Origin of the sequence: Affinundibacterium amnicola, from assembly GCF_014284275.1 — a bacterium.
In the GTDB taxonomy this organism is placed as follows: Bacteria; Pseudomonadota; Gammaproteobacteria; order Burkholderiales; family Burkholderiaceae_D; genus Undibacterium; species Undibacterium amnicola.
The window spans coordinates 36,516-58,966 of record NZ_JACOFU010000005.1 but is presented as its reverse complement, the minus strand read 5'-3'; the positions used below and the strand labels follow the sequence as shown (position 1 = coordinate 58,966).

Sequence of the window (22,451 nt, the reverse complement as noted above, 5' to 3'; positions counted from 1 at the left end):
TTGATGCCAGAATTGCATGCTATTAGATCTTACGTAAAATTGTCCCAGCTAGGCGGCAATAAAGATGTCTTGATGGTTTTGCGTAAGTCCTGTCTATGTGTCATGTTTTGTATTACCAATGCAGAAAAACATACCAGCAGACACCGCTGGCGGTGTCTTGCGAATGTGCTGATCGTGCATCTGCGGCCTCAAACTAAGCCTGTGTCTTTTATCTGTTATTCAAAATTCGCCTTGTATGCAAAGTGCTCCATTTAAATCTGATCCACAGTTTCAATATCCGCCTGTATGGCGTCGTGTATTGTGTACGCTAGCCTATTCAATGGCGACGTTTGCTGGCATTTCTCTACTGGGCGTTTTACTTGTGCACGTCGATTGTCAAATAGATGCTAAGTGCAGTGCCCGCGACAGAATCGTCGATACGATATTGAGTGCGGTTTGGGTTGTGGCTACGCTGTTTGCTGGGTATAAAGCTTGGCGCGGCGAATTAGCGGGATGCAGAAAACAAGCGCGTCCATAAAACCATAAAAAATATCGCGTTACTGTGAGCGTTTATTGACTCTACTCTGCCGTTGACGTAGACGATTGCGCATCATGACATATTGACTGATACGCCAAACCACTTGCATTCCGCAGTACGCAAGCGCCGCCATTGCGCAAGAAAGAACCAGCATTCCTATCAACCATGGCGAGCCTAAATCTCCTATCCAATTAGTCCAATTTTGAATTGCTGAGATCGGGGCCGTCCAGTCAGCCACGGGAAGTTCTGGCAGTGCTCGCCAGTTAGATTCTCCTAAAATACTTTGCCCTACCATGTAAGCGAGCATGTACAAAGGCACAATCGTGAGTGGATTTGTTAGAAAAGTGCCGACTAATGCCATCGGCAGATTGACACGAAAAATGATGGTCAACGCAAGCGCCGAAATCATTTGCAGCGGGCCAGGAATCATTCCACAGAACACGCCAATCGCTAAGCCGATGGCAACCTTATCACGCTGCACTTCCCACAATGCAGGAATGTCGAGCCGGCCAGTAAAGCGCCGGCTCACAGAAAACTGTTGTATGCTTTTCTGATTTGGTAACACGCGACGTAGAAACTTTTTTGGCATGATCTGACAAACAATTTAAAAGTGTGTTTCGATGATCGATGGCAGGCGTGCTGTCTGTTGTTGCGCGAAATTGCTACCTGATTCGCCCGCTATTACAGCATGCTTCATCGGTTTGATTTGCTTGATCAGCTCTAAATTCCAGCATTGCATTGCACGAGACAGCAAGATGGTTTCACCTTTACTTAAGTAATGATCAGCATCGACCACGGCTAGCATCACATCAAGTAAGAATTGCCGTTGTCGCGGATCTTGTATTTCGGCTAGCATGTCATCGATGCATTGCTCGGCAAGTTCGTCGTCAAGCTCAATTCGGCCAAGATGATATCCGGGCATAGATTGCAGCATGTCTTCACACAATTCCTGAACGATGTTATTGAATGTTGTATCTGACATACCTATGTGCTCAAGCACCTCATAGCGATTGATGACATCAAGTTCAGTTTTATCTAATCCACCATCGACTAACATCGATAAGGCAATAATTCTTGCCATTGCTTCCGGACTATCTGTTTGATACTGTCTCATATCATGACTCCTCTCGTGCGCTATCTTTCAGTTTGAATCGGATGATTCTGCATCAACGGAATTCTCTGTATGCTGCTTTTTTAGACTAATGTGCGGATGTTCGCGAGCGCGCGCTAGGCGTTTGCTTAATACGCGTTCCATACGATTTGCCGCCTTATCGATTGCAACATACAGATCCGATTCAAGCTCATCGATCACCAGGTCTTGCATGCCTGCGAGAGGAATCTGAATCAAACAGCGTTTATCTTCGCCACCACGCGGACCATTTACGTCAGACAATCGGACGTTAACACGACGCAATTCATCATGTGCCCAATCAGTTGCAAAGCCAAGGCGTTTTTTGGTGTGTTCACGTAAACCATCGGTTAATTCGAAACCGCGTGCTTGTATATCGATTTGCATCACATATCTCCTTATTGGTTAGTGACTTAGCGCGTCACTCTTCTAATCTATGGGCACAGGCTCACACTTACAAATCGAATATAAATGATATTTACATCGAAAAAACCGATCTAATTGTTGTTAATCAAGTCCTTGTTGTGCAAACCAATGTTGATCAAATACGTGGAATAAAAATAGCGAGAAAAATAGTCGCCTTATCTTTTATGTATTTCTTTAGACACAGCCCTCAAACTTGCTAGCGGAATTTGGATTATGATGCAGCGCTAGCGAACGCAAAGGTGCAGATGCACCTTATTTTTATCGGAAAAGGACAATGTATGACTATCGCAAATTGGTGTGTATTGGCAGCGTGTTTTTTACCAGTGATTACCGTCGGTTTTGCGAAGGCCAGCACCGCAAAATTGTCGCGTCGCAAGGGGGGCTATGATAATGACCATCCACGTGATTGGGAGGCCAAACTTACGGGCTGGCCACAGCGCGCAATCGCTGCGCAGAAAAATGGTTTTGAAGCCTTGCCCTTGTTCATCGCTGGCGTTGTGTTAGCACAGCAAGCGCAAGCCAATCAGGCGAATATTGATGGTCTTGCGATGGCATTTATTATTTTGCGTTGCCTTTACGTTGCCGCTTACTTGCTCAATCGAAGTACGCTGCGATCACTGATTTGGTTTGGTGGCGTAGGCGTCAGCGTCGCCTTATTTTTTCAATAAATTTTATTTGATTTTTTATGACTAAAGAAAAGAAACAACAACTGACGTTTGCCCTCATCATGTCGATGTTGATGGCATTTTGCATGTCGGGTATTTTAACTGCGCTGAACACAGGATTTGATGCTGGATTTTTGTCGCGCTGGTTACGTGCCTTTTTAGTCGCATGGGCTTGTGCTTTCCCATTGGTTTTATTGTTTGCGCCATTCACGCGTAAATTAGTTGCGCGTTTCGTCGCTTAGTTTCAGATAAATTGTAATCGGTAACATCCATTTTCTACTGAGATTGAATTTGACTTAGTATGAGGCACTTATCCTTCAACCAGATTGCCCCGAATGAATGAAGAAGCCCTGCTAACTGAATTAATCGCGATGTTGCCCAGCCCGACTTACATCGTCATCTCTATTGTGTTCGGTGTGATCGGGCTAATGTGTTTTCAAGCTGGGCGTAAGGTGAATAAGCCGCGTTTGAAGTGGGGCGGTTTAGCATTGATGTTCTATCCTTACCTGATCGGTAACGACACCCGTTTGTTGATTCTTGTAGGGCTGGCTTTATGTGCCCTACTGTATTTTTGGCGCAAATCCTAGATTCTTTGTAGAACCATAATTAAACTGGCAACTGCCTGTTGTGCATCACGCCGACCTTGATGTGGGCTGCAGTGACGTATTTGGAAACCGTGCGCGTGTGCGAGCCTAGTCAAGTAAGCGGCTGAATGCGCATAGCGTTGTGAGGTTTGCAGGTAAACTTCATCCGCATTGGATTCTTCGACAGAAAAAGCGAAATAGCCATCTTGCTGTAAACAGTTTTTGACTAAAGAAAACCATCGCTCTAAGTCACCAAAATAAACCAGCACATCGGCTGCGATCACTAAGTCAACTGTGCTTGAATGCTGTTCAAGATAATGCAAAATGTCATCGCAAATTAATTCGTCATAAACGGCTTTTGCCTGCGCTTTCGCCAGCATCTTTGCAGATAAATCGACGCCTGTTACACGCTTGGCGATGGATGCCAGAAAGTCCCCGCACAAACCCGTACCACAACCTAAATCAATCGCATGAGTAAGCTGTTTGGAATGCTTGATGCCCAAATCTTGTAACGCGGTTTGTAATAGTTGTGGCACCTGATAAGCCAAATGCTCCTGTAGATGTGTATCGAAATGATCGGCATATTGATCAAACAAATCTTTAATATAGCTCGTTGGTGCGGCGAGTGGTGTGGGTGCCACGCCTAGAGCCGCAAGGTGATATTCGATTTGTTGTCTGATGGCTTGTGCTTGCGCACTGTTGTTAGCAGCGCCCTGCGCTAATTGCCAAGCTGATTGAAAACAGCCGATCGCCGCTTCTTGATGCTGCATCAGTTGATGGACATAGGCTGCTTGCAGATAGGCATTGCCAAAGTCTGGGCGTAAGCTAAGCGCCTCTTGGAAATCTGTCAGTGCTTCATCATAGCGCTGTAATTTTGCAGAGACCATGCCTCGATTGCAGTAAATTGCAGCAATGTTTTCTGTACCAGCGTTAATCGACTTTGCCGTGGTGGAAGCACCTAATGCGCAAGAGTAAGCAGCATAAGCTTCGTCGTATCGGCGTAGTTGTTGTAGGCTAAATGCCCGTGCAAATTCTGCTTCGGCATAATCACTGCGTAGCCTGAGTGCGTCTTCTAGGTCCGCCAATGCTTGCTCGTGTTCCTCCAGCGCTTGCAAACAAATGCCGCGATTTAAAAAGGCCTCGGGATAGTTGAGTTGTATCTCCATTGCCTTGGTAAAACTATCAAGCGCTTCTTGATAACGGTGTAAAGCACGTAAGCTATTGCCTCGATTATTCCATGCTAAGGCATAGTCGTTTTTCAGCGAAAGCGCCAAGTCGTAACAGGCGAGTGCTTGTTGTGCGTTACCGATTTCTTGAAACGTCGCTCCCAAATGACAATGTACTTTCGCATCACGTGGGTTCACCGCAATCGCTTTTGCAAAAAAATTCATCGCACTTTGCGCATCACCGCGTTGCTTTGCAATAAGGCCGATCAAATGCAAAGCATCAAATTGCTGTGCATCGATCTGAAGAACTTGTACATAGAGATCTTCCGCTTGTTGCAGATAGCCTTGCTGGTGCTTTGCAACCGCTTGTTGTAGCAACGCTTGAATAGGTGAAGACATGCGAGTAAGGAAAATGATTGAGCAATGAAGCGATCTAGCTATTAGAACATAAGCGATTGGTCAGTGCCATGCTCAATTGGGAACTGGGGCACCAAGCTATTCGTGTCTCTGGTTATAATTCTGCGTCTATAAGATGGAGCACAAAATATGAATAAGCAAAAAACCACTTCAATTCTATTTGTCTGCATGGGCAATATTTGTCGCTCCCCAACTGCGGAAGGCGTCTTTCGTGGCAAGGCTGGCGCAGAGGGTATGCTCGAACAATTGCTGATTGATTCGGCAGGTACGCATGCTTATCACCTTGGTGAGCAACCTGATTCGCGATCGCAAGAATTCGCTTTAAAGCGAGGCTATGATTTATCGCCACAACGTGCGCGTCAAGTATGTGATGAAGATTTCCAGCAATTTGATTTGATCATTGCAATGGACAAAGACAATTTGCGCAACTTACAAAATCAATGTCCAGCTGCGCATCAACATAAATTGAAGTTAATGATGTCCTATGCCACGCATAGTCCCTCTGATGTAGTACCTGATCCTTATTATGGTGGTGGGCGTGGTTTTGATACGGTATTAGATTACATTGAAGACGCGTCTGACGGATTGATGGCAGCGTTAAAGAAGATCTGAGCTGTGATAAAACTGGCTTCGCTTAAATTTTCAAACACCGAAAAGCGAAGCCCAAGAGTCGCTTAGGGAATATCCACCACGGCGATCGTTTGCGCCACAAAATCAATACCCGCTGGTACGATCAAGTTACCAGCACTGGCGGGTACAACATAGAAAGTATCTGTCACACGTATTTTCATGTCCTTCATGTCTTTCAAGGCTTGATCTTTGGCAATCTGAAAACGCAAAGTGACGCCCTCTCGTGGCATCGCATGAACGGTACTCATCCATTTTTCTTTGGCAGTTGTCGTTAATATTTGATCCTGTATGCTGGCAGATAAAACACTAACACCTTCAATTTGAATTCTGACATTACTTGCCAGATCAGGACTACGAATATGTGCCACGATTTCACGTCGATCGCCAAGGATTTGATCTGATTGGATGGCAATGACTGGTGCCGCGATTTCTGCATTTGGTGCTGTTGCTGTCCAATATTTCCATGTACTGCGTGGATGATCTTTGCCAAATAATATTGGTAAAGTCTTTTGTTCCGCCGCAGTGCCAAACATAGGGAGTGTTCGCTGGTCTAAAGTGCGCTGTGGGGCTAACCACAGATATTGATTTTGCTGTGGCATCGCTACATAGCTTAATTGGGTCGGGATCGGATGGGCTTCATGAAAATTGGCGGTCGCAATCGCACCCAAGCACATCGCAAGTAAACTCACTAACAAAAAGATGCGCGCACGGATTTCTTGCAAGATCCAAATTAACAAGGGTGTGAGCAATCCCAACAGTATCGTAAATAAAATGACAGGCACACCCAGTGAGTGAAAACCTAATGCGATATTGAAAAGCAAAATCAGCGGTGAAAATAGGACGATGGAAAACGCAGCACCTGCTAGCAAAATCCAAGCATAAGCTGAGGATTCTTCAGAGATGTTCTTTACTGCCAAATATAAGTAAGACAGCAGGACAAACAGTAAAGGCCAGGCGAACAAAAAGCTTGCGCCGGGGAATCGGTAGCTGACGAATAATAAGATACCGACCCACACCATAGTTGTGCCAAATGCCAATTCCTTCATGCTGATCCAGCGGGTCAGTAACTTTTGAAGCAATCCAAAAGCAATCGCATTGATGATCAGTATTCCTAACAAGTAGTAATGCCCGGTGTCTTGATCGTGCATTTCTAAATAGGCTGGATAAAGTTTAAAAACTAAATTCCAAGCTTGTTGCGATAGAAATCCTATCGCGATAATTGTCACGATAAAACTCAGCGCACCAGCCATGGTGGCCAAGACACGTAGTCGTGCAGTTTTCCTTGTGAGCCAAAAAGTCACGATCGCTAAAATTGTAATCAATATGGCGATTGGCAAAGCATAGGCTGCGGGATAGTGAATCAGGCCGATAACAGGAAAGCTAAAATACACGCTATCCTCGGCCTTGGTTGGGGAATGGAATGCACTTAAGTCTTGCTCGCCAAAGTGCCGCAGCAGTTGCAACATCATCTGCCCTTGTTGCTGCTGAGACGCCGGACTAATCAGATCGGCGCGGTCATAGCGAGTGTGATAACTAGAGATATTTTGTATCATCGCGAAATTGAGCCCGGGTACACCTTGCTTGCGAAACACGGTGAAGTCGGTGTCATTCGGTAGTGCCTTGTACACCTCGTACATTAATGAATTGCTGATGACATTCGGTACCGCTTTCGCCAAATTGGTGATCAAAGTGCGATTGCCGCTGGATGGCTCAAACATCATGATAGGACCGGCATTGCCGCGATTATCAAAATTGAGCAACATGCCGACATCCTTCATCCAAGGATGCGATTGCACGAATCCCGATGCACCTAGTAAGCCCACTTCTTCACCATCGCTCAACAAGCAAATGAGATCATTCGCCAGTGGCGCTTGTGCTTTCAAAGCCCGCAAGGTTTGCAATATCGCCACCACCGATACGCCATCATCCGCCGCGCCGAAACTATTCGGCACCGCATCGTAATGTGCCATCAAAAGTAGGGCTTTTTTGTTTTGATTTTGGCCGCTGTTACGACCCACTAATCGCACCACGATATTGTGTACCTGCCCGCTCGCAGTGCCTTTCTCAAAACTCGCAAAAGTGCTGTGTACTTGAGGCTCTAAGCCGATTGCTCTGAGTTCTGCAAGCAGATACTCACGCACTTTGGCATGTCCTACGCTGCCGATAGGGTGTTTGTCTTGGGTGATTTTTTGTAACTGAGATTGTGCTGCCGGAAGTGAAAATTCTGTTGTAGTGCTTACTTTAGTAGGGGATGGCGGCTGTACTGAACTTAGTGCAAATAGTATCAGCGAACATATCGCGAACAAAATCGCCAGCATTGAAAAACGATGTTTCGCCGTAGCAGGAAAAAAGAAATGCATGCGAACTCCTGAAAAAAGTGAGTGCATGCATTCTGATCTAAATCATGGTTCTTGCAAACTAAGTTGAAAGAGATCTTCAGTATTTTGCGATATCTAACAACAGTTGTGCTTGTGGTGGACTTGAAAATTGTACAGACATCGCTGCGGCGATGAGAGCCATATCCTTAGCGCTGATTTCAATTAGGCCAAAGCGAAATTGAAAGCCCCAATTCCTTTTGCCACGAGACAATTCCAACTGATCTAACAGCGGTAAAATTGAAGCTGGCTGCGAGTCATGCCATTTCACATCACGTCGGTATGGAAAGAAATCTGCAAACATTTCGACTTGATAAGGCTCGTTATCTAGAACGCTGCCAATTGCCGTAAAACTTTGTAGTCTATTTGCCTTAGCAGATAATCCACCGAAAATTTGTGTTGGCGAATAGTAGACCACACCATCACCTGATTGTAGCCGACGCAAGGGTGCAAGTTTACCGTGACAAACTTGCATAAACCCCTGCGCATGACCAATCGCCACATGTTCAGCCGAGGCAACAGCGATCCAGTTTTTCATGATGCGCTTACTCGCCAGCAGCAACAAAAGCACGTAAGCGATTGCCATCAGGATCAAGTGCAACGAAGGTCCAACCAAAATCCATCATGCATAATGGCTGTGCGATGCGCATACCGCGTGTCTGCCAATTTTGATACAGCTGCTCAAGAATTGTTTGATCAGCTACTGCAAAGGCAAGCTCACTACTACCTGCTTCGGCATCACAAGCTGGCAGCACTGATTGCTTGTTCCACAGACCTAACATGACACCGGATTCCAGCGCAAACATGGCAAATGTTGGCGAAGATTCGATCGCTGGCGTATCCAAAACGTTCGCATAGAATGGTGCGCTGAGCGCAGCGTCAGTCACGTAAAGAATAATGAAATTAGGATGAGGCATGATAAAGTTTCCAATCAGATTAGTGTTGGTCAACACTGGAATTAGTGTTGATAGTTATAATCTTATTGAAAGCTACTGTCAGTTTCTGTCAGTAGCGATGCCTTCGATTTCGCGCCACTCTTTCAGTAAGGTTTGGCGGCGGCGTGGATAGCGTTGTGGATAAACTTCGAACGAGACGATGCGATCGCTACGAAAATGCCGTATCTCTTGCCGTAGTTCACACCAAGCGATCAAGACCCGCACGTGTTCAAAATAGCCCAAAGCGAAAGGCCAAATCATGCGTTGACTGGCTTGTCCTTTGCCATCGCGATAGTTCAGATGAATTTTATGTTCATTACGTATTGCGGCGCGCAAGAGTGGCAAGGCAGTGTCAATGTCAGCGCGATTATCATCTGGTCCAGCGAGTAAGGTTGTGGTATCTAATGATTCGCGCAAATCAGGCGGCAAGACCGCAGCAATCTTCTGCAAAGCATTACGTGCTGCAAATGCCAGACGTTCGTCACCACGATCCGCCACCCAACGCGAACCTAGCACCAGCGCTTCAATTTCCTCCTCCGAAAACATTAAAGGAGGCAACATAAATCCTGGTTTCAACACATAACCCAAGCCCGGCTCTCCAGCAATGCTCGCGCCCTGTTCCTGCAAAGTCGCGATGTCGCGGTATAAGGTGCGCAGGCTGATATCCAAATCTGCCGCAAGCTGAGCACCTGTCACCGGGTAACGGTGACTTCTGAGAATTTGGATTAGATCTAGTAGACGTTGGGTGCGGGACATGGATTCTACTTGCAGTGTGGGAAATGAATGTGGGGATTAGTTTAGCGTATTTACTGCCAAAAAATGGCAGTATTGTTATGATAATTATTTGCACATAAAATATTAATTCGCCTATCTTTTAGTGTAATTTTCAAAAAAACGGATTGCTCGAATGAACCTTATGAGGTACACTAAATTGACGAAGTTAAAATCGCCCCCAAAGCTTGACGCATTTTTTTATAAAACAGAAATGGGGGCGGAGCCAGTAAAAGAATGGCTGTTGGCGCTCACAAAAACGGATAGAAAGCAGATTGGAAGTGATGTCTCTTACGTGCAGTTCAAATGGCCTATTGGTAAACCGCAGGTAGATCATTTACGTGGCGCAATTTGGGAAATCCGCACCACTCTTAAAACACGGATAGCTAGAATTTTATTTGCAGTTGAAGGTAATAACATGGTGCTGCTGCATGGATTTATCAAGAAAACGCAAGCCACAGATAAAAATGACATTGATTTAGCAGAAGTTAGATATAAAGATTGGAAGCAACATCATGAAAAAAAATAATCCACGCAGTGGATCAAATTTTGATGATTTTCTCAAAGAAGAAGGACTCTATGATGAAGTCACAGCTAAAGCGCTCAAGAGGGCGATTTCCGAGCAACTAAAGGACGGCATGGTCGCCAATCGCATCACCAAAGTGGCGATGGCCGCACGCATGGAAACTAGCCGTACGCAAGTTGATCGACTGCTTGATCCAGATAATCTAAAAATCCAGTTTGATAGTTTGGTCAAAGCCGCAACGGCGATTGGTAAACATGTGGAAATTCGCTTGGTTGATGATACTGCTACCTAACGCTGGTTCCTTACATGCGGGAAAATATCGTCAAAGCTTATTAGCGTACTCGATCAATTCGTCAAGCAACTGTTTTTGCAATTCGAATGGCGAAACAATCTGAAGGTGCGGAATCCAATAGCGAATAATTGGAAAAATCTGATTCAAATGTGCAACGGTCGATGAAACCACCAAACTTCCGTCATGCCTCTCTTCTTCTATCACTTGTAGTGGAATCAATTTACGACGCTTAAAATAATGCGCGATTTCTTTGCTCACAGACATGGTAATTGTTTGCTTCGTGGTCGAAAGCCAGATACCGTCTTCGTTAAGTAATTGTTGATTGATCGCCTCCTCCCAAACGAAATTTTCTGATGAAATGTCGAGCTGACGAATCTTTGTAAAGGAAAAGGTTTTCAGTTTATCCTTGTCCTGCGCTGCCAGATACCAGATGCCTTTATTATTGATCAGCTTATACGGTGCTATTTCTTCATAGGATTTTACGGTGTCATTTTTTAAATAGCAAAAGGCGATTTTCTTTCGCTCTTTGATGGCTTTTTCTAGCAGTGAAAATTCTTTTTTTAACTGCGTTAGATCTTCATAGTTATGCCCTTGCACCAGCATATTGGAACCAATACGGGCATCAAATAGCTCTCCTAAGAATTCATCAGACAAAGATGGAAATAAGCCTTTTACTCCCGCTAATCCAGCAAAACGCTCGATATCTTTCGTGCTCAGCTTCCCCAAATAATGCGCATCGAGACGATACCCACCTTCCTTTTTCTCCAAAGGTAAATAGGCAAACCGAATATTTAAGTCACGTTGAATGGTACGCAAATTGACTCCAAACTCCTCAGCCAAATCTTTCGGTACGAGCTTTTGGCCTTGATTTAATTTGATCAACATTTGTGAAAGGCGATAAACCAGTGTGTCGTGATTGTCTGTACTCATAATAGGCTGAAAGTAATTGTGCTGGGATTATCAACGAATTTCTTATGTTTTTATCGAATTATTTTCGCGCAAATAAAAACGACATCACCTGTCATTCAAGCCCTCTAGAATTGAGGCTCGTTTAACAAATTGATCGGGAGTGTTTTATGGTTTGGATATTCGCCTTAATAATGGGTTTGGCACTTGTTTTCTTTAAACTTGGCAATGCCACTGTTTGGGTTGACATGCTCATATTAGGTCTCAAACTGACAATGTTTGTGATTGCATTTCTCGTCGTCGCTTTGCTCTGGAAAAAGTTGAAAGTCAAACAAAATGAAGTAGGAAGCCAAGGATGAGAACCAACATGACAATCAGATTTACCCAATATGGCGTACTTGTCTTGGTCATCAGCTTAAGCGCATGCGTTCAAGTGCCATCGATTGCTAGTAACTCAGCAAATACTTTGACGCCCGGTCAAGTTACGCTAACACTGAAGAAAAATCAAACAACACAAACGGAAGTAATAGAAAAATTTGGCGCACCAAATTTGGTGACGTCTAATGCCGATGGTGAAGAGTCTTGGACTTATCAAAAGCACGCCATTGTTAGCACCGCGTCGTCTACTTCCGCATTCGCAACAATTATTTTGGTAGGTGCTAGCACCACAACATCTGGCTTCGAGCAATCAAGCAGAACCATCACCCTCATTATTAAGTTCAAAGAAATCAATGGTGTAAAACTGGTGTCAGATTTTTCTTCGCGTGCCTCTTCTTTCTAATTATTCTAGGAGATAAAATTGAAAACTTTATCATCACAACTATTGATCGCGTTAATTCTTATTGGCTTAACCGGATGTGCGGTTCCGCCACCAAAGAAAGAAATGACTTCTTTAGAAATCCAGGCAGTTCAGGCAAGGAATTTTGAAGCAGACAAAAAAACCGCTTTCAATTCGGTGGTATCCATACTGCAAGATTTGGGTTACATCATAGGTTCTGCCAGTTTGGAAACAGGGTTCATTACAGCAGAATCAGCAATCAAAAACGATACTGGTTTCTTCGATGCCTTGGGCGGCATCAGACGCGAACAACGTGTAGCGGTTACTGCGTCGATTGAAGAGATGAAACCTAACTTAACAAAAGTACGGTTTAATTTTGTGTCACGGGTGAAACGTTCAGCCAAGAGTGGGCAACAAGCGAACGATGACCTGCCACTGCAAAATGCTCAGCTATATCAACATGCTTTTGATAAAGTTGGGGATGCTATCTTTATTCGGAAGGCGCAGTGAGGTAACGAATACTGACCAGACACATCATTAATGGTCTGGTTATGCAAAAATTGATTGAGCTTACTTAAATTTTTTTGATCAAGGTTTTTTCAATCATAAATGTTACAGATACTGGCAACGTCTTTTACCATACCGATTAGAAAAACCAGACAAGTAAAAGTAATAAGGCTACAAGATTAAGCGCTATCACTAAAAGTAATTTTGCGAATCCACATAAGCCGTAGAAAATCTCCCGCCCTATGTTGTTAATCACTTGCTTCAGTTGGCACTTTGCGTCGAGGTAGTTTTGATACCGTGGACTGAGAAGGTAGTCGATTCGTTTGTTGATGCCAATCGCTTTTCGATCCATCGGCTTCAACTCTGTCAGCGAGCTTTTTAGCATTCCAATTTCCATCTCAACTTGATCGCGTGCTTCTTGTTTAGCGATATTCAAGTTGATCCTGTCCATGGTTGCGTTAGCACTTTTTATTGCATCCATGATTGGTGGTGATATCGAGGACAAATTTTTTAATTCACTTTGTTTGTGATGATCGGAATTGCTCATTTGCTGAGATCCTTGCAGGTGGAATTATGAATGTGCTTTGATGTGTCGACGATAGATTTGTACGATGCCGATTTTATTATTGAGACATGACAGGTCATGTCGTTTCATTTATCGGAAATAAATTTTGCCTATTTGACGTCAATTTATCAATTATCGATCTTCTCTTGCACTTTCCATTCATAATTGGGAGACGAAGTTTAGAAGCAATTTAACCAAGGAAATATGGGAATGCTAATGAGAAAAATCGTCGGCTGGCTAATGCAAAAGAGTTTGTCTTTTGTTTTTATTCTTATCGTTCTTGTTCTAGGAAGTTATTTGATCAAAAAATACGACGAATTTAGGGCAATTCCAGTTCCGCATGGAAGTTGGAATAGTGAATTAAGTATTTTAGAGTCAAAACTAAATAGCAGCCAAGAAGAATTGAAAAAAGGCTATGAATCAAAATTTAAAGAAATGAATCGAACCAAAACTATTTTGGAGAAACGCAAAGCTGAAATTAATAAGAAAAAAATTGAAGTCGAGCAAAAAATTCAAGGAAACCCAATCAATATAAATGATTGCTTGTTCCGTTCGTTTGACAGCTGCTCGAAATCGATTATGGATAACACAATAGCAGAGATTGAAAAGGACTTGCTGTCACAAGAAAGTCAATTCATTGAAAAATTAATTCAGAATATTGAAAAAAAAGATAGTTACGTTTCTCGAATAGAAAAACAACGAAGGAAACTTAATGATTCTGCGAATAAATTCCTTGCTGAAAAAAACAAATATGTTAAATGCGACCCTTCGGGTAAGGCTAAGCGATTCTATAAAAAGACGTGGGATGAATTCTGGAATCAAGGATGCCAAAATGAGCTGAGGTCAATGAATGAGGCTTTGAACATAAATCGAGAAGAAAAAAAGAGATACGATGAGGTTTCTAATGAAAAGTCAGATTCATTAACGATTGATCACGAATTTAAAGATATCGAGTTAAAAATTCTAAAAGAACTTAAGAAGGAATATTCAAACTATCGAAGCATATACGAGAGTCATTTCTTGTATGATTTTGAAAAGATATTTGAAAACCAATTCATGGCAGCGACGAAGATCTTCATCGTCATTATAGGCACACCGATCCTCATTAAACTTTTCTTCTTTTATCTAGTCGCACCATTCGCTGTTCTCAGACCGTCAATAACTTTAATGAGTTTGAGCTCTGGCATTATTGAGAATCTGCCAGAGCTCGAGACTCAGAACAATCATGGAGCAATGATCTCTGAACTGACTACTTCAATATCAATTAGTAAAAATGAAGAGTTACTGATAAAGAACGAATATATTTCTGACCTATCAATTGAAGGAGACAGAAAGACGCGATTTCTGTTCAGTCATGCATTTCCCATTACAAGTTTAGCTGCGGGTTTATATGCTTTGACTCAGATTCAGACTGACTCTAAGGAAGTGGTCAATATTCAGGCAACGCATGAATCCTTGTATGAAGTTGGGGTGTTAAATATTCCCGAAGGTACTGCGTTGGTGCTGAAACCGCATAAATTGATTGGCCTAGTACAAGATAAGAATCATCCAATCAAGATTACCCGCCATTGGCGATTAGGCAGTCTGCATGCTTGGCTGACGCTTCAATTGCGATATATGGTTTTTCATGGGGCTGGCAAATTGATTCTCAAAGGTTGTAAAGGTATTCAAGTTGCGAGAGCTGATTCTGGGCGAGCTATCAATCAATCCGCCACTATAGGATTTACCGCGAATGTCCAGTACTCTAATTCAAGAACGGAAACATTCATTCCATACTTAAATGGAAAGAAGGAATTATTCAATGATAGCTTTTACGGGGATTCGGGTTACTACATCTACGAAACCATGCCTTATGCAGATAAAAAAGGCGGGCTTTTTGGTCGCGGAATTGAGGGCGTTACTGATTCTATGCTCAAGGTCTTTGGAATTTGAATTCGGTAAGGATTAGAGTATGAGATTGCTGATTACATTTTTGTTGGTAGTTGCGACGCTCAACACTACGCAAGCAAGCTCAACCACGAGCTGTTACCAAATCAAAAATACGGATTCAAAGAATCTTTGTCTAGCAACAGCGACACGCGAAGCTAGCTATTGCTACCAAATTTCGAATGCCGATACAAAAAATGCTTGCCTTGCCAATGTCAAATCTGAGCGTAGTTATTGTTATCAGATTAGAGATGCGAACGAGCAGAATAGTTGTTTAGGGGGGTCGCGACAAGAGCCTTCATACTGTTTTCAGATCTCTAATGCCGACGAGAAGAATGATTGTCTTGCCGCGGTAAAGGGAGAGAAAAGTTATTGCTATCAAATACGAGATGCAGACAGTCGATATGCTTGTCTTTCTCCGGCTTCGGGTGGCAAATCTCAGTGTCAAAAAATTTCTTCTTCGGATTTGAGAAAGAAATGTTTAGCGAAGTAAAAAGACATTAAATGCGGCAACCACAGAAGCACGTAGGTCAAACAATCTTAGTTCGTCAGGAGGCTATCGCGGGATTTGGGATTTCGATGTTGGTGGAAACAAGAAAGTATATTCACGACCTTATCGTCTATGACATAGAAGAGTGAGTAAGGAAATCTCGCTAAGTTGACACGGCGAATTTCATCTTCTGTACAAGGATATAAAAATGGATTTTGAGACAGAAATCCATCCACGCGTTCTAACTCAGTAAGGAATGCTATCCCCATATTGATATCTGGTTGTGCGTACCAGGCATAAGCTTCCGCAGCTTCAATTTGTGCTAATGGCTTATAAACGATCTGAAACTTCATGAACGGCGATTAGCGCCTAGCAAATTTGCTTTGAGCTGTTGAAAGGAGATGCCTTGCTCAGAGGGATTGCGACGATGAAATGCGAGTCTGGAGCGCAGTTCGAGCGCTTGCGACTCGGTGATAGGTGGCGAAAAGGCTTCGTTCTCAGCACTACTAATCAACGCTTCTCCTAACAAACGTTTTTCAGCAACATTCAACTCTGCCAGTTCTTTGATTAATTGATTTTTCATCCAAATATGGTAGCACAATTTATTGGCACTACAAGCAGTGACTGCCTATTTCAATAAAAGCAAAATTACCTTCTCATAATAATCAAGCATTCCAATTTTAAGCAATTCTTAACTTAATCTGCCACACAAATTAGGCAAAAATATCAATTTTGCCTAACCTATGTGGCGCACCAATCAAACTGGCAATTTCACTGCCGCGACATCATCGACCACGGGCGTCTTAACCGACTTCCCAAGTTCCTGATGCATTACATCATGTTTCAACTCACCTTCCCAGTGTGATACCACGATTGTTGCGACGCCGTTGCCAATGAAATTAGTCAAGGCACGTGCTTCGGACATAAAACGGTCGATGCCGAGAATGAGTGCTAAACCTGCGACAGGAATCGTTGGGATTACCGCCAGTGTCGCTGCTAAGGTGATGAAGCCTGCACCAGTCACACCGGACGCGCCCTTGGATGTGAGCATAGCGACGGCTAACATGGTCAACTCTTGGGTTAAAGTCAGTTCGATATTTAAAGCCTGTGCCACAAAGATTGCGGCCATTGTCATGTAGATATTGGTGCCATCGAGATTGAAAGAATAACCAGAAGGCACCACCAAACCGACTACGGATTTCGAGCAACCCATTTTTTCTAATTTGCTCATCAATGGCACTAAGGCTGACTCGGAAGATGAGGTACCAAGCACCGTCAATAACTCTTCTTTGATATAAGCGATGAAGCGGAAAATACTAAAGCCGACAAACTTCGCAATTAAACCTAAAACGACAACGACAAATAGAGTACAAGTCAGATAGAAGCTGCCCATTAAAGCTGCCAAAGGTTTTAAAGATGCCAGACCGTATTTGCCAATCGTGAAAGCCATCGCTGCGCCCGCACCGATTGGTGCCAGTTTCATGATCACATTCATCATGCCGAAGAAAATATGCGAAGCTTCTTCGATAAACATATGCACTGCTTGACCCGTTTTACCCATGCGCATCATGGCGTAGCCGAATAAAACTGCGACTAGTAAAACTTGTAATAAATCACCGGAACCAGTGAAAGCGTCGGTGAAGGTTTTTGGGATAATGTGGAGTAAGAAATCAACTGTGCTTTGATCATGTGCGGCCTTTGCATAGCTAGCCACGGCCTTGCCATCTAAGGTCGCAGGGTCGACATTAAAGCCAGCACCAGGTTTCAAAATATTCACGACGACCAGGCCAATTCCTAATGCCAGTGTTGAAACTACTTCAAAATAAATCAATGCTTTGCCACCAACACGCCCCACCTTTTTCATATCCCCAGCGCCTGCAATGCCAAGCACCACGGTGCAGAAGATGATCGGGCTGATCAGCATTTTCACTAAGGCGATAAAGCCATCGCCAAGCGGTTTTAATTTGACTGCATTTGTCGCGTCGAGAAATCCGAATAAGCCGCCACAGAATATGGCAACCAGCACCCAGAAATACAAATGTCCAGTAAGGCGTTTCATGTTTGTCCCCTGATAATTATAGATAGATTTCATCAAGCAAAATGCGCACAAATAAGGTTGTTCGCTTGGTGAATTGAGGATAGACAGCGACACATTTGATGAACGACTGAGCGATCCTTGCAAGCATTATCGAGAGTCAGAGGAACAGCGTCTATTGTGGATAACCGCAATACCTTCTTAGTTCAATCCGCGATTTCTGCTGTTCAGACCATGCTCTTGACAGTTCATCGCTTGGTGCTCGAGACCCCACTAGCATTGAGATACAGTGCGTCCGTGGCTGAAGCCGTGACATTAAGTGATGGCAAGCTCGGCACTCGATTAACTTAATTTGGAAGCTCACTATGCGTACTATTTTTGCCCTTTGTTCTATTCTTGCTTTTTCAGGTTGTGCCATTATTATCGCGCCAGATGGCAATGATGCTCGCTTCGAATCCTCTTGGAGTAGCAATGCCATTAAAGGGAATGGCGATTTGCAATTAGATAAGCGTCAGGTGAATGGCGTATCTGCTTTAAACGTCAGTGGCCCTATGCAAGTGGAAGTGCGCGTTGGCGGCGTGGCTGGTTTAGAAATCAGTGGCGATAGCAATTTGTTGAACTTGGTACAAACACAAGTCAATGGCGACACACAAAAAATCTGGATCGATGAAAAATTCAATAGTAGCAATCCAATTCGCGTTGTCTACACCGTGCCAGCCTTGACAGAAGTCACTTCGAACGGTTCTGGTCGCATGATGGTTAGTGGCTTGAACGGTGGTAGTCTTGCGGTGAAAAACTACGGCTCACGTAGTGTTAACCTAGATGGCCGTGTCACGCGTCTTGATATTACGAATAGCGGTTCAGGTAGTATCAATGCCTTGGGTCTGATCAGCACCGATGCTAAAGTGAATGTACAAGGTTCTGGTTCTTTAAGTCTTGGTGCAGTTAACGGCAACGAGTTAAATGTGTCAGTCAATGGTTCTGGCTCGGTCAACGCGAGTGGCAATGTACGCAATCTGGTCGCCAACACGCATGGTTCAGGTTCTGCACAATTGTCTTCAGTGAAGAGTTTAAGTGCCGATCTCAGCAGCTTCGGTTCTGGATCTGTGCATGCAGCCGTATCGCAAAACGTGAATGCGCAAAGCAATGGTTCTGGTAGTGTCACTGTGTATGGCAATCCAGCACAGCGTAATGTGAATGGTCGCCGCGTGAATTTTGTGAATTAAACCAGTCGATTGATTTGACGAGTTTTGTGAATGGCGACAGAGTTTCTTGTCGCCATTTTGTTTGTTGACTACAACACAAGAAAATATCGCTAGAGAGTTCGAGTAAGATAGTGTCCATCTAATTCACTTTGGACTGACGTTTATGAACACATCTTGGCAAGCATTGGATCCAGCACGTTGGGCACGCGTTAAAATTTTGTTTGAGCAATGTGCTGAATTATCGACTAGCGAAGCGGAAGCGCGATTACTGGCGACGGAGAGTGATCTCAGCGTGATCGAAGAGGTACGAAAATTACTCGTCAGCTTAGCGGAGGATGCGAATGGTGAATTGAAAAATTTGCTGACCCAAGCACCAGATTGGTCCGCAGCTCTATTGATGCAAACGAGTTTGCATCAGCAAGCAGAGCTCAATAAGCAGCGTGAAGGCGAGAAATTGGGGCCGTGGGAGCTACAACAACGCATAGGCACGGGTGGCATGGGTGATGTGTTTCAAGCGCGTCGTGCGGATGGTCGGTATCAAGGTTTGGCTGCCGTAAAACTACTTAAAGTCGGGCGTGGAAGTGAAGATATCCTGCAGCGTTTTGCCTCCGAACAGCAAGCTTTGGCGCGCCTAAATCACCCCCATATCGCACGCTTACTTGATGCGGGTCAGAGTGCCGATGCTCATCCCTATTTTGTGATGGAACTAGTCCAAGGACGACCAATTGATCAGGCTTGCCTTGGTTTGAGTGTGGCACAACGGTTGGAAATTTTCTTGCAATTGTGTGACGCGGTAGCCCATGCGCATCGACAATTGTTGGTGCATAGGGATTTAAAACCCAGCAATGTCTTAGTTGATCAAGATGGGCAGGTGAAGTTATTAGACTTTGGTATCGCCAAAGCACTAGATCCGGTCGACGCTGGCGTGCTGGATCAAACGCAGGTCGGACAAAGACCCTATACGCCTAACTTTGCCAGCCCCGAACAAATTCGTGGTGAACCTGTTGGGACTGCGACAGATATTTATAGTTTGGGTGTGCTGTTATACGTGTTATTGACTGGTGCTCGCCCGTATGGCCGGCAGGCGAATACACCGATTGAGGCGGCACGTAGCGTATTGGAAGAAACACCGACTAAGCCCAGCAGTTTATCACCTGAGCAAGTGAGTGATCCCGATTGGCTGAGTACGCGTAAGAAGCTCAAGGGGGATCTTGACAATATCTTGCTGAAAACTTTAGAGAAAGATCCTGCACAGCGTTACACCAGTGTCGATGCCTTAATCGCTGATATTCGTGCTCATCAGTCAGGGCATCCGGTCTCCGCACATGCAGCAAAACTTAGCTATCTCGCTAAAAAATTCTTAGCGCGCAATCGTCTTTCTGTTGCCTTGAGCGGCCTCGCTGCGACGGCGCTGATTGCTGGTGTTAGTGCCGCATTGTGGCAGGGACATCAGGCTGCACTTGCACGTGATAATGCGCAAGCGCATCTGCAAAGAATTCGCACCATCACCCGCGATTTGGTATTGCGTTACGGTGATGCGATTACCAATGTGCCGGGTGGCTTGCAGATCAAAGAGGACTTATTAAAGGATCTGATTAAACACTTGGAAGAACTCTCGGCCGAAGCTGGCAGCGATCCAGTTTGGTTGGCACAGCTTGCCAGCGTCTACGCTCGTCTGGCTGAGATCGATGGCGATGATACAGGCGCTTCCTTGAATAAGAGTGCGGAGGGGCGGGCTTTTGCTGAACGTGCAATTAACCTTGCCGCAAAAGTGTGGGCGCAACAAAAGCAGGATGCGAGTTTTGTTGGTTGGTATATGCAAGCATTGCAGGTGCGAGCGCTGGGTTTGCGAGCAGACAAAAAACCAGAAGAATCGGTTAAGGTTATGCAGCAAGCTTTGGATTTGCTGGATCAAGCCGCGACCGCGGTGCCAACTAATCAGCAGCGTGCGGTGCGTTTGAATCAAGCCGCCACTTTATTTCGCATGGGGCAATTTCATGACACGCAATCTGTCCCCAGTTTGAATAAGCCTGAAGTCGCATTGGAATGGTTCGCCAAGAGTGAAGCTTTACTAGATCAACTTGGTGCCGGTGCTGTCACCGATGCCCAAGCGAATACCTTGCAATGGCATCAAATCCGCGCTTCCCTATTTGGCGCTCGCGCCTTGACGAAAGCCCGCTTGAATGGCATCCGCGATGCACGTGGTGATGCGGAAAAAGCAGTACAAGAACGTCGTCTTGCGGCACAGTTAGCGCCGAATAATACCGCCGTGTTGGATGGTCTGATTAGTGAAGCAGCCAATTTGGGGGTGATCTTGTTGCGTCAACCTGATCCTGAAGCCGCCTTAAAAGCTACCAGCATCGCTTGGGAATATGTCGATAAACTCGCACGTGAAAATGGTGTTGGGAATAAGTGGGAATCCGATAAACCACGCGTGGCTTTGCATCATGGCCGCGCCTTAGTTGCCACCGGACATTTCAAGGAAGCCTTGCCTGTCGTGACTTTAGCGCTAGAAGGCTTGGCCGCGCGCGCGAAGGCACAACCTAATCCTAATTTAGATCGCATGCAGGCATGGCAACAGCTCTACCGCGCTCAAGCTTTGTACAGCACGGGTGAATCTGCACAGGCACTAGCTATCGTGCAGCAATCGATGAATTTGCTGACACCAATGTCGGAGCAACCTAAGGCTCGTGATGCTTTACTCAATTTGGGCGAGGCGCAAGTTTTGATGATGCGTTGGCAGCCAGCAAAACAACTGGTGTGGCGACAAAGAGCAATCACTTCCTATGAGAAGGCGCATGCTTTGTTAGCCTTGGCTGGTGATCATGAGGCACAGTTGCAGGCTTTGCAAGCGATGGCGAAGCCGTAATTAATAGCTGGGCAAAGGAAGAGACATTATTTTCTTGTGAAGAGGTCTCGTACATTCAGGACGAGATAGGGGGGCGGCTTATAAACGCGATTTCAGCCAAGTTTTTGCTAAAGTCCAGTCACGTTTGACGGTTGCCAGCGAAAGCTCCATTGCCTCCGCAATTTCTTCCAATTCGAGTCCACCGAAGTATCGTAATTCAACAATGCGTGCTGCGCGTGGGTCTTGTTGTTCAAAGTCGTTCAATACCCTGTGTACATCCAATACATCTAATACATCTGCCTGTGAGCTAGGCACTAATTCCGCAGCGGATAAAGTCAGCATTTCTGCAGCGCGTTTATCAGCTTGTTTTGCCAACGCTGCGTCAATTAAAATACGGCGCATCATGGTAGCCGCCATTGCCATAAAATGACTGCGATTTTTCCAGTGGGTATTGTGTTGTGCCGAAAGTCTACAATATGCTTCGTGCGTTAACGCCGTTGCTGACAGTGTTTGGTCTGCAGCTTCGTGCCGCAATCTGCCACGCGCTAAGCGAAGTAATTCTTTATATAAATTTGTGAATAAGATAGAAGTTGCGAGCTCTTCGGGAACTCCCGCCTGAGTGAGCCATTGCGTCACATCTGCCGTGCAGGGCAAATCAATATCTCTATGAGGAGACATTAAATGTAATGGATCAATGTTTTCAGGTTCGGTCATGATCTTGCTATTTTTAACGGAGAAATTGCAGACGATTGTAATAG

The 22,451-nt window shown here is 44.6% G+C and carries 26 protein-coding genes; 13 read left to right on the top strand and 13 right to left on the bottom strand.

Annotation, left to right across the window (positions count from 1 at the left end; all coding sequences use genetic code 11):
• Nucleotides 1-235 precede the first annotated feature (235 nt).
• On the top strand, nucleotides 236-517 hold the full coding sequence (locus H8K33_RS12645; RefSeq protein ID WP_186891416.1) for a hypothetical protein: 282 nt from the start codon (nucleotides 236-238) through the stop codon (nucleotides 515-517).
• A gap of 19 nt (nucleotides 518-536) precedes the next feature.
• Here H8K33_RS12645 and H8K33_RS12640 read toward each other — a convergent pair whose 3' ends face one another.
• Genes H8K33_RS12640 through H8K33_RS12630 form a run of 3 tightly spaced genes read right to left on the bottom strand, consistent with a single transcriptional unit; the run spans nucleotide 537 to nucleotide 2,033 of the window.
• Nucleotides 537-1,106 carry a DUF2062 domain-containing protein gene (locus tag H8K33_RS12640; RefSeq protein WP_186891415.1) on the bottom strand — a complete coding sequence of 190 codons (570 nt, stop codon included), beginning with the start codon at nucleotides 1,104-1,106 and terminating at the stop codon, nucleotides 537-539.
• A gap of 15 nt (nucleotides 1,107-1,121) precedes the next feature.
• The gene (locus H8K33_RS12635; RefSeq protein WP_186891414.1) at nucleotides 1,122-1,631 is read right to left on the bottom strand and encodes a hypothetical protein; all 510 of its coding nucleotides are present in this window, start codon (nucleotides 1,629-1,631) and stop codon (nucleotides 1,122-1,124) included.
• Nucleotides 1,632-1,658: 27 nt separating this feature from the next.
• A complete protein-coding gene (locus H8K33_RS12630) occupies nucleotides 1,659-2,033 on the bottom strand; it encodes an HPF/RaiA family ribosome-associated protein (RefSeq protein WP_186891413.1) in 375 nt (124 codons plus the stop codon).
• A gap of 317 nt (nucleotides 2,034-2,350) precedes the next feature.
• Here H8K33_RS12630 and H8K33_RS12625 point away from each other — a divergent pair, with 317 nt between their 5' ends.
• The 3 genes from H8K33_RS12625 to H8K33_RS12615 all read left to right on the top strand — a co-directional run bounded on the left by H8K33_RS12625 (nucleotide 2,351) and on the right by H8K33_RS12615 (nucleotide 3,324).
• Nucleotides 2,351-2,740, top strand: a complete 390-nt coding sequence (locus tag H8K33_RS12625) for an MAPEG family protein (RefSeq protein WP_186891412.1) — start codon at nucleotides 2,351-2,353, stop codon at nucleotides 2,738-2,740.
• Between the two features lie 17 nt (nucleotides 2,741-2,757).
• The gene (locus H8K33_RS12620; protein ID WP_186891411.1) at nucleotides 2,758-2,979 is read left to right on the top strand and encodes a DUF2798 domain-containing protein; all 222 of its coding nucleotides are present in this window, start codon (nucleotides 2,758-2,760) and stop codon (nucleotides 2,977-2,979) included.
• 93 nt (nucleotides 2,980-3,072) lie between these two features.
• Entirely contained in the window at nucleotides 3,073-3,324 is a 252-nt protein-coding gene (locus H8K33_RS12615) for a hypothetical protein (protein ID WP_186891410.1), read from the top strand.
• Here H8K33_RS12615 and H8K33_RS12610 read toward each other — a convergent pair.
• On the bottom strand, nucleotides 3,321-4,886 hold the full coding sequence (locus H8K33_RS12610; protein WP_186891409.1) for a tetratricopeptide repeat protein: 1,566 nt from the start codon (nucleotides 4,884-4,886) through the stop codon (nucleotides 3,321-3,323). The genes H8K33_RS12615 and H8K33_RS12610 overlap by 4 nt on opposite strands.
• 147 nt (nucleotides 4,887-5,033) lie before the next feature.
• On the opposite strand from H8K33_RS12610, the gene H8K33_RS12605 reads away from it, so the two are divergent.
• Nucleotides 5,034-5,516 carry a low molecular weight protein-tyrosine-phosphatase gene (locus H8K33_RS12605; RefSeq protein ID WP_186891408.1) on the top strand — a complete coding sequence of 161 codons (483 nt, stop codon included), beginning with the start codon at nucleotides 5,034-5,036 and terminating at the stop codon, nucleotides 5,514-5,516.
• 62 nt (nucleotides 5,517-5,578) lie between these two features.
• Here H8K33_RS12605 and H8K33_RS12600 read toward each other — a convergent pair whose 3' ends face one another.
• The 4 genes from H8K33_RS12600 to H8K33_RS12585 form a co-directional block, all read right to left on the bottom strand.
• On the bottom strand, nucleotides 5,579-7,894 hold the full coding sequence (locus H8K33_RS12600) for a M28 family peptidase (RefSeq protein WP_186891407.1): 2,316 nt from the start codon (nucleotides 7,892-7,894) through the stop codon (nucleotides 5,579-5,581).
• Nucleotides 7,895-7,970: 76 nt separating this feature from the next.
• The gene (locus H8K33_RS12595) at nucleotides 7,971-8,447 is read right to left on the bottom strand and encodes an EVE domain-containing protein (protein ID WP_222613410.1); all 477 of its coding nucleotides are present in this window, start codon (nucleotides 8,445-8,447) and stop codon (nucleotides 7,971-7,973) included.
• 7 nt (nucleotides 8,448-8,454) lie between these two features.
• The gene (locus H8K33_RS12590; RefSeq protein ID WP_186891406.1) at nucleotides 8,455-8,826 is read right to left on the bottom strand and encodes a VOC family protein; all 372 of its coding nucleotides are present in this window, start codon (nucleotides 8,824-8,826) and stop codon (nucleotides 8,455-8,457) included.
• Nucleotides 8,827-8,904: 78 nt separating this feature from the next.
• Entirely contained in the window at nucleotides 8,905-9,600 is a 696-nt protein-coding gene (locus H8K33_RS12585; RefSeq protein ID WP_186891405.1) for a helix-turn-helix transcriptional regulator, read from the bottom strand.
• Between the two features lie 175 nt (nucleotides 9,601-9,775).
• Between H8K33_RS12585 and H8K33_RS12580 the strand changes: the two genes are divergently transcribed.
• Together H8K33_RS12580 and H8K33_RS12575 are read left to right on the top strand one after the other, a co-directional pair.
• Complete coding sequence (locus H8K33_RS12580) at nucleotides 9,776-10,144, top strand: type II toxin-antitoxin system RelE/ParE family toxin (RefSeq protein ID WP_246443586.1); 369 nt, start codon at nucleotides 9,776-9,778, stop codon at nucleotides 10,142-10,144.
• Nucleotides 10,131-10,433: an XRE family transcriptional regulator gene (locus tag H8K33_RS12575; protein WP_186891403.1), complete on the top strand. Its 303-nt coding sequence runs from the start codon at nucleotides 10,131-10,133 to the stop codon at nucleotides 10,431-10,433. The genes H8K33_RS12580 and H8K33_RS12575 overlap by 14 nt, the downstream gene beginning before the upstream one ends.
• Nucleotides 10,434-10,463: 30 nt before the next feature.
• On the opposite strand, the gene H8K33_RS12570 is transcribed toward H8K33_RS12575, so the two are convergent.
• Nucleotides 10,464-11,363, bottom strand: coding sequence for a helix-turn-helix transcriptional regulator (locus H8K33_RS12570; protein ID WP_186891402.1), 900 nt, complete (start codon nucleotides 11,361-11,363; stop codon nucleotides 10,464-10,466).
• 343 nt (nucleotides 11,364-11,706) lie between these two features.
• On the opposite strand from H8K33_RS12570, the gene H8K33_RS12565 reads away from it, so the two are divergent.
• Nucleotides 11,707-12,120: a hypothetical protein gene (locus tag H8K33_RS12565; protein ID WP_222613409.1), complete on the top strand. Its 414-nt coding sequence runs from the start codon at nucleotides 11,707-11,709 to the stop codon at nucleotides 12,118-12,120.
• An 18-nt stretch (nucleotides 12,121-12,138) separates the two neighbouring features.
• On the top strand, nucleotides 12,139-12,627 hold the full coding sequence (locus H8K33_RS12560) for a hypothetical protein (protein ID WP_186891401.1): 489 nt from the start codon (nucleotides 12,139-12,141) through the stop codon (nucleotides 12,625-12,627).
• Nucleotides 12,628-12,763: 136 nt separating this feature from the next.
• On the opposite strand, the gene H8K33_RS12555 is transcribed toward H8K33_RS12560, so the two are convergent.
• Entirely contained in the window at nucleotides 12,764-13,171 is a 408-nt protein-coding gene (locus H8K33_RS12555; protein ID WP_186891400.1) for a hypothetical protein, read from the bottom strand.
• 234 nt (nucleotides 13,172-13,405) lie between these two features.
• On the opposite strand from H8K33_RS12555, the gene H8K33_RS12550 reads away from it, so the two are divergent.
• Nucleotides 13,406-15,121: a hypothetical protein gene (locus H8K33_RS12550; protein WP_186891399.1), complete on the top strand. Its 1,716-nt coding sequence runs from the start codon at nucleotides 13,406-13,408 to the stop codon at nucleotides 15,119-15,121.
• A gap of 833 nt (nucleotides 15,122-15,954) precedes the next feature.
• Here H8K33_RS12550 and H8K33_RS12545 read toward each other — a convergent pair.
• Together H8K33_RS12545 and H8K33_RS12540 are read right to left on the bottom strand one after the other, a co-directional pair.
• Nucleotides 15,955-16,188: an addiction module protein gene (locus tag H8K33_RS12545; protein WP_186891398.1), complete on the bottom strand. Its 234-nt coding sequence runs from the start codon at nucleotides 16,186-16,188 to the stop codon at nucleotides 15,955-15,957.
• Nucleotides 16,189-16,362: 174 nt separating this feature from the next.
• Complete coding sequence (locus H8K33_RS12540; RefSeq protein ID WP_186891397.1) at nucleotides 16,363-17,664, bottom strand: dicarboxylate/amino acid:cation symporter; 1,302 nt, start codon at nucleotides 17,662-17,664, stop codon at nucleotides 16,363-16,365.
• Between the two features lie 117 nt (nucleotides 17,665-17,781).
• Here H8K33_RS12540 and H8K33_RS12535 point away from each other — a divergent pair, with 117 nt between their 5' ends.
• The 3 genes from H8K33_RS12535 to H8K33_RS12525 all read left to right on the top strand — a co-directional run bounded on the left by H8K33_RS12535 (nucleotide 17,782) and on the right by H8K33_RS12525 (nucleotide 21,714).
• A complete protein-coding gene (locus tag H8K33_RS12535; RefSeq protein ID WP_222613408.1) occupies nucleotides 17,782-17,991 on the top strand; it encodes a hypothetical protein in 210 nt (69 codons plus the stop codon).
• 14 nt (nucleotides 17,992-18,005) lie between these two features.
• On the top strand, nucleotides 18,006-18,866 hold the full coding sequence (locus H8K33_RS12530; RefSeq protein ID WP_186891395.1) for a GIN domain-containing protein: 861 nt from the start codon (nucleotides 18,006-18,008) through the stop codon (nucleotides 18,864-18,866).
• A 142-nt stretch (nucleotides 18,867-19,008) separates the two neighbouring features.
• On the top strand, nucleotides 19,009-21,714 hold the full coding sequence (locus tag H8K33_RS12525) for a serine/threonine-protein kinase (RefSeq protein WP_186891394.1): 2,706 nt from the start codon (nucleotides 19,009-19,011) through the stop codon (nucleotides 21,712-21,714).
• Nucleotides 21,715-21,792: 78 nt separating this feature from the next.
• On the opposite strand, the gene H8K33_RS12520 is transcribed toward H8K33_RS12525, so the two are convergent.
• Complete coding sequence (locus tag H8K33_RS12520) at nucleotides 21,793-22,407, bottom strand: ECF-type sigma factor (protein ID WP_186891393.1); 615 nt, start codon at nucleotides 22,405-22,407, stop codon at nucleotides 21,793-21,795.
• Between the last annotated feature and the right edge of the window lie 44 nt (nucleotides 22,408-22,451).

Bases quoted from the DNA above. Each gene is read 5' to 3' on its own strand.
- H8K33_RS12645 (WP_186891416.1), top strand. From the start codon at position 236: ATGCAAAGTGCTCCATTTAAATCTGATCCACAGTTTCAATATCCGCCT.
- H8K33_RS12640 (WP_186891415.1), bottom strand. From the start codon at position 1,106: ATGCCAAAAAAGTTTCTACGTCGCGTGTTACCAAATCAGAAAAGCATA.
- H8K33_RS12635 (WP_186891414.1), bottom strand. From the start codon at position 1,631: ATGAGACAGTATCAAACAGATAGTCCGGAAGCAATGGCAAGAATTATT.
- H8K33_RS12630 (WP_186891413.1), bottom strand. From the start codon at position 2,033: ATGCAAATCGATATACAAGCACGCGGTTTCGAATTAACCGATGGTTTA.
- H8K33_RS12625 (WP_186891412.1), top strand. From the start codon at position 2,351: ATGACTATCGCAAATTGGTGTGTATTGGCAGCGTGTTTTTTACCAGTG.
- H8K33_RS12620 (WP_186891411.1), top strand. From the start codon at position 2,758: ATGACTAAAGAAAAGAAACAACAACTGACGTTTGCCCTCATCATGTCG.
- H8K33_RS12615 (WP_186891410.1), top strand. From the start codon at position 3,073: ATGAATGAAGAAGCCCTGCTAACTGAATTAATCGCGATGTTGCCCAGC.
- H8K33_RS12610 (WP_186891409.1), bottom strand. From the start codon at position 4,886: ATGTCTTCACCTATTCAAGCGTTGCTACAACAAGCGGTTGCAAAGCAC.
- H8K33_RS12605 (WP_186891408.1), top strand. From the start codon at position 5,034: ATGAATAAGCAAAAAACCACTTCAATTCTATTTGTCTGCATGGGCAAT.
- H8K33_RS12600 (WP_186891407.1), bottom strand. From the start codon at position 7,894: ATGCATTTCTTTTTTCCTGCTACGGCGAAACATCGTTTTTCAATGCTG.
- H8K33_RS12595 (WP_222613410.1), bottom strand. From the start codon at position 8,447: ATGAAAAACTGGATCGCTGTTGCCTCGGCTGAACATGTGGCGATTGGT.
- H8K33_RS12590 (WP_186891406.1), bottom strand. From the start codon at position 8,826: ATGCCTCATCCTAATTTCATTATTCTTTACGTGACTGACGCTGCGCTC.
- H8K33_RS12585 (WP_186891405.1), bottom strand. From the start codon at position 9,600: ATGTCCCGCACCCAACGTCTACTAGATCTAATCCAAATTCTCAGAAGT.
- H8K33_RS12575 (WP_186891403.1), top strand. From the start codon at position 10,131: ATGAAAAAAAATAATCCACGCAGTGGATCAAATTTTGATGATTTTCTC.
- H8K33_RS12570 (WP_186891402.1), bottom strand. From the start codon at position 11,363: ATGAGTACAGACAATCACGACACACTGGTTTATCGCCTTTCACAAATG.
- H8K33_RS12565 (WP_222613409.1), top strand. From the start codon at position 11,707: ATGACAATCAGATTTACCCAATATGGCGTACTTGTCTTGGTCATCAGC.
- H8K33_RS12555 (WP_186891400.1), bottom strand. From the start codon at position 13,171: ATGAGCAATTCCGATCATCACAAACAAAGTGAATTAAAAAATTTGTCC.
- H8K33_RS12550 (WP_186891399.1), top strand. From the start codon at position 13,406: ATGAGAAAAATCGTCGGCTGGCTAATGCAAAAGAGTTTGTCTTTTGTT.
- H8K33_RS12545 (WP_186891398.1), bottom strand. From the start codon at position 16,188: ATGAAAAATCAATTAATCAAAGAACTGGCAGAGTTGAATGTTGCTGAA.
- H8K33_RS12540 (WP_186891397.1), bottom strand. From the start codon at position 17,664: ATGAAACGCCTTACTGGACATTTGTATTTCTGGGTGCTGGTTGCCATA.
- H8K33_RS12530 (WP_186891395.1), top strand. From the start codon at position 18,006: ATGCGTACTATTTTTGCCCTTTGTTCTATTCTTGCTTTTTCAGGTTGT.
- H8K33_RS12525 (WP_186891394.1), top strand. From the start codon at position 19,009: ATGAACACATCTTGGCAAGCATTGGATCCAGCACGTTGGGCACGCGTT.
- H8K33_RS12520 (WP_186891393.1), bottom strand. From the start codon at position 22,407: ATGACCGAACCTGAAAACATTGATCCATTACATTTAATGTCTCCTCAT.